Origin of the sequence: Marinomonas algae (genome assembly GCF_047525555.1) — a bacterium.
In the GTDB taxonomy this organism is placed as follows: domain Bacteria; phylum Pseudomonadota; class Gammaproteobacteria; order Pseudomonadales; family Marinomonadaceae; genus Marinomonas.
In genome coordinates, this window is sequence record NZ_JBLIXK010000002.1 from 345,490 (window position 1) to 358,248 (window position 12,759).

Annotated in this window: 14 protein-coding genes; 6 read left to right on the forward strand and 8 right to left on the reverse strand. The window is 41.8% G+C overall.

Annotation, left to right across the window (positions count from 1 at the left end; translation table 11 throughout):
* Window positions 1–5: 5 nt before the first annotated feature.
* From ACMUMQ_RS05905 to ACMUMQ_RS05915, 3 genes are all read right to left on the reverse strand, one after another.
* Window positions 6–545 carry a hypothetical protein gene (locus ACMUMQ_RS05905; protein WP_414681081.1) on the reverse strand — a complete coding sequence of 180 codons (540 nt, stop codon included), beginning with the start codon at window positions 543–545 and terminating at the stop codon, window positions 6–8.
* A 74-nt stretch (window positions 546–619) separates the two neighbouring features.
* Window positions 620–1,117, reverse strand: a complete 498-nt coding sequence (locus tag ACMUMQ_RS05910; protein WP_414681083.1) for a P-loop nucleotide/nucleoside kinase family protein — start codon at window positions 1,115–1,117, stop codon at window positions 620–622.
* Between the two features lie 179 nt (window positions 1,118–1,296).
* Window positions 1,297–1,746 carry a GNAT family N-acetyltransferase gene (locus ACMUMQ_RS05915; RefSeq protein ID WP_414681084.1) on the reverse strand — a complete coding sequence of 150 codons (450 nt, stop codon included), beginning with the start codon at window positions 1,744–1,746 and terminating at the stop codon, window positions 1,297–1,299.
* A gap of 302 nt (window positions 1,747–2,048) precedes the next feature.
* On the opposite strand from ACMUMQ_RS05915, the gene ACMUMQ_RS05920 reads away from it, so the two are divergent.
* The 6 genes from ACMUMQ_RS05920 (at window position 2,049) to ACMUMQ_RS05945 (ending at window position 7,381) form a co-directional block, all read left to right on the forward strand.
* Window positions 2,049–3,236: an FRG domain-containing protein gene (locus ACMUMQ_RS05920; protein ID WP_414681085.1), complete on the forward strand. Its 1,188-nt coding sequence runs from the start codon at window positions 2,049–2,051 to the stop codon at window positions 3,234–3,236.
* A gap of 275 nt (window positions 3,237–3,511) precedes the next feature.
* Window positions 3,512–4,195, forward strand: a complete 684-nt coding sequence (locus ACMUMQ_RS05925) for an NYN domain-containing protein (protein ID WP_414681086.1) — start codon at window positions 3,512–3,514, stop codon at window positions 4,193–4,195.
* A gap of 169 nt (window positions 4,196–4,364) precedes the next feature.
* Window positions 4,365–4,889 (forward strand): ricin-type beta-trefoil lectin domain protein, encoded by a 525-nt coding sequence (locus tag ACMUMQ_RS05930; RefSeq protein WP_414681087.1) that lies wholly within the window; start codon window positions 4,365–4,367, stop codon window positions 4,887–4,889.
* Window positions 4,882–6,375, forward strand: a complete 1,494-nt coding sequence (locus tag ACMUMQ_RS05935; protein WP_414681088.1) for a multicopper oxidase family protein — start codon at window positions 4,882–4,884, stop codon at window positions 6,373–6,375. Before ACMUMQ_RS05930 ends, ACMUMQ_RS05935 begins: the two co-directional genes overlap by 8 nt.
* Window positions 6,376–6,377: 2 nt before the next feature.
* Complete coding sequence (locus tag ACMUMQ_RS05940) at window positions 6,378–6,731, forward strand: hypothetical protein (protein ID WP_414681089.1); 354 nt, start codon at window positions 6,378–6,380, stop codon at window positions 6,729–6,731.
* A complete protein-coding gene (locus tag ACMUMQ_RS05945; RefSeq protein WP_414681090.1) occupies window positions 6,728–7,381 on the forward strand; it encodes a DedA family protein in 654 nt (217 codons plus the stop codon). The genes ACMUMQ_RS05940 and ACMUMQ_RS05945 overlap by 4 nt, the downstream gene beginning before the upstream one ends.
* Window positions 7,382–7,636: 255 nt before the next feature.
* On the opposite strand, the gene ACMUMQ_RS05950 is transcribed toward ACMUMQ_RS05945, so the two are convergent.
* From ACMUMQ_RS05950 to ACMUMQ_RS05970, 5 genes are all read right to left on the reverse strand, one after another.
* Window positions 7,637–8,437, reverse strand: a complete 801-nt coding sequence (locus ACMUMQ_RS05950; protein ID WP_414681091.1) for a MetQ/NlpA family ABC transporter substrate-binding protein — start codon at window positions 8,435–8,437, stop codon at window positions 7,637–7,639.
* A gap of 49 nt (window positions 8,438–8,486) precedes the next feature.
* Complete coding sequence (locus ACMUMQ_RS05955) at window positions 8,487–9,302, reverse strand: methionine ABC transporter substrate-binding lipoprotein MetQ (RefSeq protein WP_414681092.1); 816 nt, start codon at window positions 9,300–9,302, stop codon at window positions 8,487–8,489.
* Window positions 9,303–9,356: 54 nt separating this feature from the next.
* Window positions 9,357–10,043 carry a methionine ABC transporter permease gene (locus ACMUMQ_RS05960; RefSeq protein ID WP_414681093.1) on the reverse strand — a complete coding sequence of 229 codons (687 nt, stop codon included), beginning with the start codon at window positions 10,041–10,043 and terminating at the stop codon, window positions 9,357–9,359.
* A complete protein-coding gene (gene metN / locus ACMUMQ_RS05965; protein ID WP_414681094.1) occupies window positions 10,033–11,067 on the reverse strand; it encodes a methionine ABC transporter ATP-binding protein MetN in 1,035 nt (344 codons plus the stop codon). The genes ACMUMQ_RS05960 and metN overlap by 11 nt, the downstream gene beginning before the upstream one ends.
* A 376-nt stretch (window positions 11,068–11,443) precedes the next feature.
* On the reverse strand, window positions 11,444–12,682 hold the full coding sequence (locus ACMUMQ_RS05970) for a sirohydrochlorin chelatase (RefSeq protein ID WP_414681095.1): 1,239 nt from the start codon (window positions 12,680–12,682) through the stop codon (window positions 11,444–11,446).
* Window positions 12,683–12,759 lie beyond the last annotated feature (77 nt).

Here is a 12,759-nt window from a genome sequence, read left to right on the forward strand (position 1 = left end):
ACTCATTAGGAATCGAATTCCGCGTGTTCATCAATGATGTCTGCTTCATTGGCACTGTGAAAAGTCACGGTAAACCAATCTTCTTGTTCACCTGCACAAGGGAAATGCCAAGTATTTTTTGGCACCACATCCCAGCAATCCGTATAGGGCGTCGTGCTGTCAACTGGACTATGAATCGCACAAGGAGAAAAGCTTTTATCAATTCCACCTGGTTGAGCTGAATGAATCGCACCCTTGCCTTTATAAGACACCAAACGCTGAATACTGTTACGATGGATTTCCGCCTTTGGCATCTGGCAACCCGCCTTCAAAATAAAGACTCGGCACAGTCCCACTCGCCCTTTTTCTTCAGAAGACAAAGACGCTTCAAAATGCGTAATCGGCAAATTGTATGAAACATAAGGCAAGGCATAATCTGGCTCATCAAACTGAGCCAAAGCGCGATTAAAACCATCTTCTATTAACGCTTGAGTCTCTGCATTTTGAAACACAAGAGCATGAAGCTGCTCGATGAGTTGAGCATCGCTATTACTGACTTTTGGCAAACTAAAGACCTCTTTACTGCAAACAGGTTATGTCATATTCGACAAGATAAAACGTTTCATCTCTTCATTTCGTCTTACAAGGACGACACTCGCTCTATATTAAACCCTTCTCCTCTCGAAGGTGGAGAAAAATATGCCGTCATCTTTTCAAACATCTCAACCGTATCGGTCGCCGCTCGTTCAGGTTGTTCATGACGTCGTTTTTCTATTCGCTCCAAACAAACCTCATTCGCCACATCAATGAAGATAAGGCGATGCGGGGCATCGATTTCAGAGAAAATTTCGTTAAACCAAGCCCGTTGATTCGACGTATTCGCTGGAAAATCCATCACCACATCCTTTCCTGATAACAGAATGGACTGCACCAACTTTTTCATCTGTGGTTTGAGTAAATTGGAATAGTAAACATAATCCTGCAAAGACAAGATTTTCTGAGGGTACAAGGAAGCTAACCATTCATCTTCAGACAACAAAATGGCATTTAATTCTTCCGTAATAAGTTTGGAATAGGTCGTCTTCCCTGCTCCCATCTTGCCACTGAAAAATACCAAAGTACCTACTTGCGATTTCATATTCACTCCCTTTAAAACCTGAATTTAGATAATAAATCCGACATAGTAAAACAACCAGTTTTGAGTCAATGGTGGTTGTTTAAAGAAAGGTAGATAGATAAAAGGGAAATAAGGTGGAACGGGCAATGCCTACCTCCATTGTGCGATACGATTTTATTAGACTTTTACTCTGACCTTAATTATTCACTTTGCACTAATGTCATGGGCACAAATCGAATGCCATTAAAATCTGTTTCTTCGCCTGTCACCACAAAATTATGACGCTCATAAAAACCCACCGCATTAACAGACGAACGTAAACTGACGTCCTTTGCCTCTGTTGCATTCAATAAAAAGTGAAGTAAGTGACGACCCACTCCTAAACCTTGTGACGACTTAGAAACAAACAAATGCGTTAGGTAGTTACCATCTCGTAATGCTGCAAAACCAAGCAGCTTACCATCTGAAACCGCCTTAATAGACAAAAATATCTCCTCATCAAACGCCATCGTTAAATCAGGTAAAACACGCTCTTTGTATTCTTTCTGACCTTGTAAACTGAACAAAGGAAGCACATCGACTTCCGACACTTCTTTCACAAGAACCATCACCGCTTCTAAATCCGTTGAGGTTATTTTTTGAATTTCCATGTTACTTCTAAATCCCTAAGTATTTAACAAATCGACTATTAAATAGCTTTTATAGATACATTACACATGTATAGATTCGAATTTAAAGTTTACTCTGAGTCGAATTATTATAGGATATTGAAAAAATCCAATATCAATATTTTGTATGATATGGGGGAAATAATAATTAGCTAACAACGGCACTATCTTTCGTAGAGGTGCGTTAAATCCATCTAAAAAGCGATCAACTATGTTGCTTAGATAATCGAATTATATGTTTCTAACGAGGTTAGATCACAAAAAATTAACAAGGAAGGTGTTTTATGGATACGCAAGTTCCAATACCACATAAAGGTATGCCAGAAGAAGTAAGAAAACTTTACGTTGAAGCTAAAAGCTTTTTCTATCAATTGCCAGATTTATCTCAAGCAATGCTTTATGCCGCTTTAAATAAAATGTTGAAGATACTGGGGGCTCGAGGAAAGAAAAGCCTAAATGATACTTTGATCGAGCTTCAGGAAAACAAGCAGATTTTTATGTCTCCTTCTTTAACCAAAAGATTTGATTACTTTTTGAAGTTTTCAGATCTAGGTTCGGTATCAAATGCTGAATTTTCTGATATTGAGGGTTTTAACCTAATTAATGAATTAATTGCCTCCACTGGACACTTCAACGAAGAGTATAAGAAACAACTATTAAGGGAATTCCATAAAAAATTTAATGGGATCATATCTGAAGCCTACAAGCGCCCTTTCACCTCACAATTATATAGAGGGGAGAGTAAAAATTACTATGAGACTGCCATGTTGCAGGGTATTGCTAGGGCGCCTTTTGGTAGTACAGACCCCAATAGCGGTTTGTTTACAAAACTAGGTTATCAGGATGAGGAACTACTAAACGCGTTCAAGCGAAAAGCCAGTGAGTTACTCGGTATTCCAACCTCATCCAAGAAAAATCCAGAATGGTGGATCTTAGCACAACACTATGGAGTGCCGACAAGATTACTTGATTGGACGACTAACCCATTAGTTGCTTTATATTTTGCTGTTGAAAAGCGGGATACCTCATTGACAATTACCAAGCCTGATTGGGACGATGGAAAGTTATTTTATCTTAAAGATGTTTACGTTTTCGACAGTCTAGGTGACTTTGAATTGCAACCTATCGGAATGTGGGAGCATAAAGAACATTCAGATCCAGAAATTAATCTAAGTGGATTAAACTACTATGACGATGAGATTTTTTTTATTCGGCCGGAATATTTGGATACACGGTATAAAAATCAATCGACAGTTCTCATGTTTCCTAAAGATCAGTATAGGGATCATAAGAATACACTGAGTGCTGAAAGCCTTTCTATACCTAAAGAGATAAAACATGAACTTAGGGCATATTTGAGATCCCTTGGTATTACTAGTGACTTCATATACCCGAGTTTAGATGGTGCTGCTGAAGCATCTAAGACAGAGCTTCTAGACAAATTCGGCCCAATTATAGGCGTGACAGGTTAACTGTCCGCTAGTCGCTTTGTTTTCGCTCCATTATGACGTTAATGTAACCTGTGTTGATTGGGATTTCCAGATTAAGGCCAGAACCAAAGAATGATTGTCGAACTAAAATTCGACCTACGACAATAAGGTCATGTGGAGCAAAACGAGGCTAAATGCCGTGTATTGCAATTGCACATGACAGAGGTATACTTAATTCACATCTTAGCCTCTGGTAACTCCTCCCACAATCCGGGAAGTGACGACCCAGAGGCTTCTTACATTATAAGGATATAAAAATGGCTCAAAGGACTGTAGCTATCTTTGTTGACGCTGGTTTTTTCATTCGAAATTTCACCAATATTGCAGATCCCGATATGTCTGCTGAACCACAACAATTAGCGAAAGCTATGTGGCATTATTGGATAAAGCATGTAGACAGAAAAAATAACGAAGAATTATATCGTATCTATTTTTATGATTGCCCTCCTCTATCGCACAAAGCGCATCACCCAATAACCAATCAACTCATTGATTTCTCTAAAAGTAATATCACACAATATAAAAATGCATTGCATGAAGCACTCCTTCATCAACCTTATGTTGCTTGCAGAATGGGACATTTAAGCCTAACGGATAATGAATGGGGTTTTATCAGGAAAGATAAAACTCACAACTTTAATAAATTAATTCGTGGAGACGTCGACCCCAAAGAAATTAACCCTGATAACGTATCTTTAAGACCCAGACAAAAAGGGGTAGATATGAAGTTAGGAATTGACATAGCAAGTGTCGTACTTAAGAAATTGGCAAATAAAATAGTGTTGATTTCTGGAGACAGTGATTTTGTACCCGCTGCAAAATTAGCACGAATTGAAGGTGCACACTTTATTCTTGATGCTATGGGACGCACTGTAAAAGGTGATTTATCTGAACACATCGATGGCTTAAAAACCTTCAAAAATCAAATAACGAAATGCTGAAATCGAGCTCAGAATAAAAGCCCTTTAACGGTATCGAATTCAATCGCTTAGGTAACTTGTAGCCAAGATGCTTTTTTTGTAGTCTATTTTCGTGCTTAAAGGTCATTCCAAGTTTTCTCGGTGCTTCACAGCCAACAGCCCCCCTCTAACCAAAGCCAGAAAGGAAGATATGATGAGACAGATGCGATTTGGACTTATCGGAATACTTATACTTGTTTCAGGAATCGCGACAGCGGGAGCTCCCAACCTGCAAACACCAAACCCCGTAATTTATCTCGCCGATAATCTCGATGAAAAAGACAATCTAGGATGGTGCATCGACACACTGGGGCGCGGTTTTAGTGAAAATCTGCAAACCCATTCTTGCAAACCAACAGGTGGAGATGTTCAGTTTTCATTTGAGGAAGACACTGGACTAATACGTTCTGTCGCCTATCCTGATTATTGTATGCAATATAACGGCGGCTCTAATCCAGTTTTTGGACTTGTCACTTGCGAGGCAAGCAAAAGCACCCAAGCTTTCAGCTACAACAGTGAATCCATGACAATCTCACCTGCAAATAATGCAGAGCAATGTGTCAGCGTCGGACAAGCCAGTAAGTCAGCTGGCCCGTTTATGTCTCGTACTTTAGAGCTAACCGCTTGCGCAGAGACAGACCCGTTATACCGTAAATGGGTCGTCGCTCATGATTAAAAAAAATAATTCTATTTCTCGCAGAAACATTCTTAAACTCGGAGCAGGCACAGGGCTGTTTAGCCTTCTCTCAACATCTGTCCCAGCTCTTTTAACCAGCACTATTGCGCGAGCACAAACCAACCCTACTGTGTTGCGCGTTCAGGAAGTGAATGGACGACCAACCTATAACGGTGTTTCGCCAGGGCCGAGTTTCTTTTTAGATCCTGGTGACACTTTAGATGTTGAACTCGTTAACGATTTACCCGCGTTAAACGACGACTGCACGACCAATATGAACAGCTTCCACGGGATTAATACAACCAATTTGCACACCCATGGCCTGCATGTTTCACCAACGACAGATTCCTCAGGTCAGTTTGACGCAGACAATGTTTTTGTCAGCGTGGTGCCGAAAGAGCAAGTCGCGCCCTGTTTATCAGGTAAAGAGACATTACGTCGGCATCGGACAAATTACCGCTTTGAAACAGCCGACGATCATCCGTCAGGTACATTCTGGTATCACGCTCATAAACATGGTGCCACTTCGCGACAAGTTGGCAGAGGTTTGGCCGGTCCGCTGATCATTCGAGACAAACCGGGCACCATGCCGGATTACATTGCACAGGCGCCTGAGAAAATCCTCATGATCATGAATCGTGGATTGGTACTGGCCGAACCTGAGGGCGGCGGTCAGTCATCGCCCACTATCACCATGCGCCCGGGTGAGGTGCAGCGTTGGCGTATCATTAATGCACAGGCAGCGGGCGAAACCTTTGCCTATTTTTCCTCTAACATCACCAATCTAGACGCCTATCAAATTGCCTTTGACGGCATTACTTTACCAAAGCGAATACCCGTTGAGTTTTCAGACAATCGCGAGCCATGGTTCAATCCTTCTGCCTTAGCACCGGGCAACCGTATGGATATTATTGTGCGCGCACCAAAAGATTCAAAAGAACGTCTTATTCCAGTTGGCATTACCACTGGCATTAAAGATTTGCTCAACTTCAATAGTGCGACTGAGAACGTAACACTGACAATTAAAATCGCTGGCGACCCAATCGACGCGGCTTGGTCTGATGACGATGCCCTACCCGGCCCCGCATTACCAGACTTTGACGACAAAGCGCTGCCAAAACGGGTTATCGATTTCACTCCAAACTTTTCAATAGATGGTCAAAAACACAACGGCACCATCGCCCATCAAATGAAACTTGGAACAGAAGAAGAATGGACCGTGACCAACTCTACGCCCGGTGTTCATGCCTTTCACATCCATGTGAATCCATTTTTTATCACCCACATCAATGGTGTAGAATTGCCAAAAGATAGTCCCTTGCGGCGCTGGCAAGATACTATTGGCTTACCCTTTCGTGACGGTGGCCGAGATGGTTCTGTCACCTACAAAACTCGGTTTGAAACCTTTAAAGGTAAGTTTGTTATTCATTGCCATGTTTTACGTCATGAAGACTTAGGCATGATGCAAACAGTTGAGGTTATTTAAGAATGATATCTAATAAAAACAAGACCTTTTTACACAAAAACTGGATGCTGCTTTCAGGGCTTATAGCCGCCGTGATTGTAGCCATTTGGTTTGCTACGCAGGTCATTATAGAATTTCTGTATTTTAACGACCCAAAAAATGTCGACGTTGATTTGAAACGCTGGATGACGCCACTATACATTGTTGAGACATACGATCTTCCGCGCCCAAAAGTGTTTGAAATTCTACAAATAGATCTGGAAGCGGATCGTGGTCGTAGATTGGGACGCATCGCTCAGCGCGATGGAGTCACAATGGAAGAATTGACGGAGAAAGTCAGGGAGGGCGCCGCGCAATACCGAGCGCAGCAACAATGACAGAAACCGTACTTGCTCTCGTACCAGATTACGGACTCATTCTGGTTTTCGTCGTAATAATGTTGGCCAGTTTGGCCGTGCCACTGCCCGCTTCTGTGCTAGCACTCACTGCTGGTAGCTTTGCTGCCGTCGGTGATTTGTCTCTGCCTTGGGTGATCGCAACAGGGTTTTCAGCCTTTGTCATTGGTGATCAAATTGCCTTTTTCATAGCCTCTAAATTTGGCACCAAGTTAATTGCCAAAGGCAAACAATCAGAACGACTGGCACCTGTCATTGAGCGCAGCGAAAACATGCTGGAAAAACGCGGGGCAACGGCCGTGTTCCTGAGTCACACCATTCTCAGTCCAACCTGCCCTTATGTCACCTATCTAAGTGGCGCGGGTGGATTACCTTGGAAAAAGTACGCGACGGTTGCTGGTATTGGTGCTCTTCTATGGACGCTGAGCTTCGTAGGCATTGGCTATGCGCTGTCATCGCAATTAGAAGCGGTGGCCTCTTTAATTGCGAACTTCTTTGGTGTCGTACTGGCTTGCGCCGTTGCTGTTGTCCTTTTGGTCATTCTACGAAATCGCTGGCGATCTTATAGAGAAACCGACACAGAGGAAACACCCGACACAACGCTAACCCAATCAGAAAGAAACACACCATAAAAAGGAAACTGTCCCTAGCAGTAATATGCTTACTGCTCACTTAAACGGCATAGGCAGTTTTAGACTCAGGGTCAAAGCCCTTTTCCAGAAGGTTTTGTTGTGTCCAACAGCAGCGTTTTGGAAAGAAAAGAGGTTCACGCCTTGGTGTTTGGGTTATGGATACAGAAGACTTGTTCGCACAGCCCTTAATTTTATGTCATAAAAAAGCCTCCCAAAGGAGGCTTATATAAGGTTCAAAAAGCATTTAATGAAGCATTAAAAAGCGGCTTCTATTGTGCCTTTGTAAGTTGTATCGATAAAGTCACGAACAGCTTGTGACTGGAAAATCTCAACAAACTTTTTATAAGTTTCGTTGTCTTTATCTTCTGCACGAGAAGCTATCTGCATTACCGCGAACTCAGCATCTTTGGATTCAAGATAAATACCTTGTTCCGCAGGGTTTAAGCCTGAAGACATTACATAGTTCATCGTAATAACAGATGCATCAACATCATCAAGTGTACGTGGCAATTGCGCTGCTTCTACTTCAACAAATTCAAAGTTCTTCGGGTTTTCAACAATGTCGTATATCGTTGTTTTTGAATCGGCATCCGCTTTTAAAGTAATTAAATCCGCATCAGCCAATAAGATTAATGCTCGGCTACCATTGGTTGGATCATTTGGAATTGAAATACGAGCGTTATCAGGTAACTCTTCAATAGCGTTATATTTAGAAGAATAAACTCCCATTCGCATCAAGATAGAACGACCAATTGACGTCAGCTTTTGCTCACTATTGTTATTAAAGTTATTTAAGAATGGCTGGTGTTGGTAACTGTTTAGATCCAAGCTACCATCAGCCAATGCTGCATTCGGCGTAATGTAGTCAGAGAAGATAACTACTTCCACATTCAAACCCTGTTTTTCAGCTTCCGCTGCTACAGCTTCAACTACTTCTGCATGTGGACCAACCGTCGCACCCACTTTGATTGATTTAGTGTCTTCATCACTACAAGCGGCCAACGCAACAACGAAGGGCAAAACACTTAACAATTTAACAACTTTCTTACTAAACATTACTGCTTCCTTTTAAAATAATAGATACGGCATCTAAAGTGGGTTCAAATTACCAACCTTTAACAACACCGTTTTTGAAAATTTTCATTGCAGCTTGATAAACCGCTTCAGACTGATAGGCCTTAACAAAGTTCTTAACATTTTCAGCAGCTACGTTGTTTTTACGAGCCACAATTAAGTTCACATAAGGAGAGTCTTTATCTTCTACAAAAAGGCCATCTTTCTCAGGGGATAGATCAATGCTACTTGCATAAGTTGTATTGATAATCGCAAGAGCAACATCTCCTAAAGAACGAGGAAGTTGCGCTGCTTCTAGTTCAATAATCTTTAGGTTCTTTGGATTATTAACAATATCCAGCACAGTAGCACTTAAACCAACACCCTCTTTTAGCTCAATAAGATTTTGCTTTTCAAGCAAGATCAAAGAACGAGCAAGGTTTGTTGGATCACTTGGTATCGCAATCTGGTCACCATCTTTGATTTCATCAAGTGCTTTTATCTTATTGGAGTACCCTGCAATAGGATAAACAAAAGAATTACCCGCGATAGCAAACTCATAACCTCTGTCTTTCATTTGCTGATCAAGATAAGGCTTATGTTGGAATGCATTGATATCAATAGAGCCTTCATCTAAGGCCGCATTCGGTGTGATGTAATCAGAAAAAATAACCAACTCTACCTCTAAATTGTATTTTTCTCTTGCCACTTTAGCGGCTTCCTCTGCCACTTGAGCCTCAGCACCCGCAATCACACCAATCTTAATTTTGCTCATATCCCCAGTGGCTTCTTTATCACTACAACCGACAAATAATAGTGTTAACGCAAGACCAACAAGAGTAAAAAGGCCTTTAACAGTGAAACGCATTATCTTTTCTCCTTATATCGAGAACAATTTATGACTAAAAAATAAATTAAACTATTAACGGTGGTCGACACGCTTTACTAAATAATCGCCGACCGATTGAATGATTTGGACAAGCACAACAAGCATAACAATAGTCATCATCATAACTGCCGCATCAAAGCGCTGATAACCATAGCGAATTCCCACATCACCTAAACCACCTCCGCCAACTGTGCCAGCCATAGCGGAGTAACCAACTAGGGTAACTAACAGAATAGTGATCGCATGGATAATGCCAGGTAATGCCTCTGGAAGAAGTACCTTTAATATGATCTGCCTAGGTTTGGCGCCCATTGCTTGCGCCGCTTCTACTAATCCAGCTGGCACTTCTAACAAAGCTCCTTCAATCAATCGAGCAATAAAAGGAATCGCCGCAATAGAAAGAGGCACGACTGCCGCAGCTGTACCAATAGAGCTACCCACAACAAAACGAGTAAAAGGAATAATGGCCACCAATAGAATAATAAAAGGAATGGAGCGACCAATATTCACCATGATACCTAGCGTTTTATTTAAGCTTTTATTCGCTAATAAACCGGACTCTTTACTCAGGTGAAGTAGCACCCCCAACGGAATACCAAATATCAACCCAATAAAGCCTGCAGAAAAAACCATTACTATGGTTTGCCATAAAGCCGTTACTAATAGGTCAATTAATCGATCATTATTTACCCACCAGTCCAACACAATATCAAGCGACATAACCTAATACCTCTACTTCAATTTTATTCTCTTTTAGAAAAGTGATCGCTTGTTCCGTTGCTTCTGGTGTGCCAAAAAACTCTGCCAACATCAGACCAAACTTAATCCCGCCCACATAATCCATATTGGAGCTCAAAATACTGATATCCAGATTAAACTCTCTCGCCACCTGACTGATAATAGGCGCATCAACAGATGCACCTGTAAACTCTAAACGTACAAGTGGATGACTATTCTCTTCTGGAATTGCAGACAAGCGTTCGGAATAATCAACAGGGATAGAGAGATCTAATGTCGAACGTATAAATTGGCGGGCCAATTCTGTTTTCGGATGGGCAAAAATATCCCCTACCGCCCCCTGCTCAACCAATTTACCAGCACCAATAATAGCGACATCAGAACAAATACTTTTCACCACTGCCATTTCATGGGTAATCAATAAAATGGTCAGATTGAATTCTTTATTGATTTTACGTAGTAATTCCAGAATAGATTGCGTTGTCGCAGGATCTAATGCACTGGTTGCCTCATCACATAATAAAACTTTAGGATCCGATGCTAACGCACGAGCAATAGCCACACGCTGTTTTTGACCACCACTCAAATTAGCAGGATAGCTGTCTTTTTTATCAGCTAACCCCACCAACTCTAATAAGCTATCAACTTTTTCTTTAATGGCTTGCTTACTAATGCCAGCCAATTCAAGTGGAAAACCTACGTTATCAAATACATTCCGAGATGACAGAAGGTTAAAGTGTTGAAAAATCATACCGATTTTACGGCGAGTGAGTGTTAATTCATTGCTAGAAAGAGTATTCAGCTCAACACCATCAACCCACACACTACCTTCGGTTGGCCGTTCTAATAAGTTAACACAGCGAATGAGTGTACTTTTCCCCGCTCCTGAAGAGCCAATAACACCATAGATAGTGCCTTCAGAAATCGTAAGATTAATGTCATCAAGTGCCTTGATCGCACGGCCACCTTGATAAAAAACCTTATTTACATTTTTTATCTGTATCATCAAAAATCCCGAAACTTATAAGCTTTTATACTTAAACAGCTTGTCTTGAGCATGGAAAATATAGATGTATTTTTCATGCTCCCATAAATAATAGCGCGACCTTAAAGTGTCTCGGCCATTTAGTCAATTAACAGGTAATACCTAATAAGAGAATGCTTATATTGCTTCGCTATATCTTCTTCAAAAGCCTATGAGAGAAAACTAAGTATGACGGTTTTTTAATGCCAATATAGGCAATTAATTTCATGATGAGATGAATGATTCCAAGGTAAGAAAGCAGAGACTTAAATTAAGTATGTAAGTTAAGGAAAATAGATTACGCTTCGCTCATCACTCTTACTAGAACAAAAAACGAAGCGCAATTTAGGCGTATAACTTATTTATGAGCCAAGGCGGTTTTGGTGCAGTCGCCGTCGATACGGTGTTTTTCTTCTTCCAAGATTTCTTCCGTAAATTGCCCCATGAAGCAGCAGCAGATGCCTTCACCTATCATGGTTCTTGGCCCCATTGGGTGTCCAATGTGTTTATACACTCCGTGGGAATGCCCGTGCCCATGGCTGTGAGAATGGCCATGTGAGTGGTCATGACTATGAGAGTGGTCATGACTATGAGAGTGATCGTGAGAATGTCCGTGGTCGTGGCTATGATCATGAGAATGACCATGGTGGTGGTGATGAGAATGCGAATGCCCATGGGCTTTGTCTGTTTCTGCAACGCCTTGGGTATCGTCTTCTGGATCGACGTATTCTGCATGATGGTGATGAACATCCACTTCGCCAGCCGCCAAGCGACGTTTGAAGGAGTTCATCAGGGTTTCTTCACCAGAATCCAATGCGCCTTGCATGATTTCTTCCACGCGATGTTGGAAAGCGTCAATGACTTTCGGGTGGTCGCTCAGATAAGGCGTATTAATAAATTCGATCTCTGGATTTGCTTGGGCGACTTGGTTCACGTAGCCTTGAATACGCTTGATCAATCGACCAGTGAATAAGAAGTAAGGCGCAACGACGATGCGCTTATAACCTAGCTTCATGAGCTTTTCTAACCCAACACCAACGGATGGATAAGTGACACCAGAGTAAACGGTATCGGCCCAGCCAAAGCCCATGTTTTCATTGACGATACGAGTCAATTTCGCGGCTTCCGCATTCGCCGAGGTGTCTGACGTTCCGCGGCCAACCACAACTAACATGGTGTCGTATAAATTTTCAGGTGGGTTTTCTGGGTCCAATCCTAACGACTCATAAATACGCGCTTGGAAGGCGTCAATCATGTCGTCCTGCAAGCCCAGCTCACGACCGTAAGTCACTTGAAGACCTGAGTTCTTTTCTTCGTAGGTTGTGAGCACCGACGGAATGTCGTTTTTCGCGTGTGTCGCAGCGAAGAGCATGCCTGGAACGGCGTAGATTTCCTCCACACCTTGGTCAAGCAAACTGTTTAATCCCATGTGAATATTGGGTGCAGAAAATTCAAGAAAACCGTATTCAACAGGCAAATCAGGAAAGCGTTCTTTTAGGCCTTTTGCCACTAGACCAAACTCGCGCTCCGCATCTTTATCACGGCTTCCGTGACCACAAATCATAATGCCTTTTTTGACTGTCTTTGTATTACTCATTCTCTCTCTCTTTGTTGTTTGGCTTCTGCCCAAGCCCACTATTTTCATCGATTAGGGACTAAAGCCCGTCATGATAG

Coding starts and splice junctions, on each gene's coding strand:
- ACMUMQ_RS05910 (WP_414681083.1), bottom strand. CDS start 1,117: ATGAAATCGCAAGTAGGTACTTTGGTATTTTTCAGTGGCAAGATGGGA.
- ACMUMQ_RS05930 (WP_414681087.1), top strand. CDS start 4,365: ATGATGAGACAGATGCGATTTGGACTTATCGGAATACTTATACTTGTT.
- ACMUMQ_RS05940 (WP_414681089.1), top strand. CDS start 6,378: ATGATATCTAATAAAAACAAGACCTTTTTACACAAAAACTGGATGCTG.
- metN (WP_414681094.1), bottom strand. CDS start 11,067: ATGATACAGATAAAAAATGTAAATAAGGTTTTTTATCAAGGTGGCCGT.
- ACMUMQ_RS05935 (WP_414681088.1), top strand. CDS start 4,882: ATGATTAAAAAAAATAATTCTATTTCTCGCAGAAACATTCTTAAACTC.
- ACMUMQ_RS05945 (WP_414681090.1), top strand. CDS start 6,728: ATGACAGAAACCGTACTTGCTCTCGTACCAGATTACGGACTCATTCTG.
- ACMUMQ_RS05970 (WP_414681095.1), bottom strand. CDS start 12,682: ATGAGTAATACAAAGACAGTCAAAAAAGGCATTATGATTTGTGGTCAC.
- ACMUMQ_RS05920 (WP_414681085.1), top strand. CDS start 2,049: ATGGATACGCAAGTTCCAATACCACATAAAGGTATGCCAGAAGAAGTA.
- ACMUMQ_RS05960 (WP_414681093.1), bottom strand. CDS start 10,043: ATGTCGCTTGATATTGTGTTGGACTGGTGGGTAAATAATGATCGATTA.
- ACMUMQ_RS05925 (WP_414681086.1), top strand. CDS start 3,512: ATGGCTCAAAGGACTGTAGCTATCTTTGTTGACGCTGGTTTTTTCATT.
- ACMUMQ_RS05955 (WP_414681092.1), bottom strand. CDS start 9,302: ATGCGTTTCACTGTTAAAGGCCTTTTTACTCTTGTTGGTCTTGCGTTA.
- ACMUMQ_RS05915 (WP_414681084.1), bottom strand. CDS start 1,746: ATGGAAATTCAAAAAATAACCTCAACGGATTTAGAAGCGGTGATGGTT.
- ACMUMQ_RS05950 (WP_414681091.1), bottom strand. CDS start 8,437: ATGTTTAGTAAGAAAGTTGTTAAATTGTTAAGTGTTTTGCCCTTCGTT.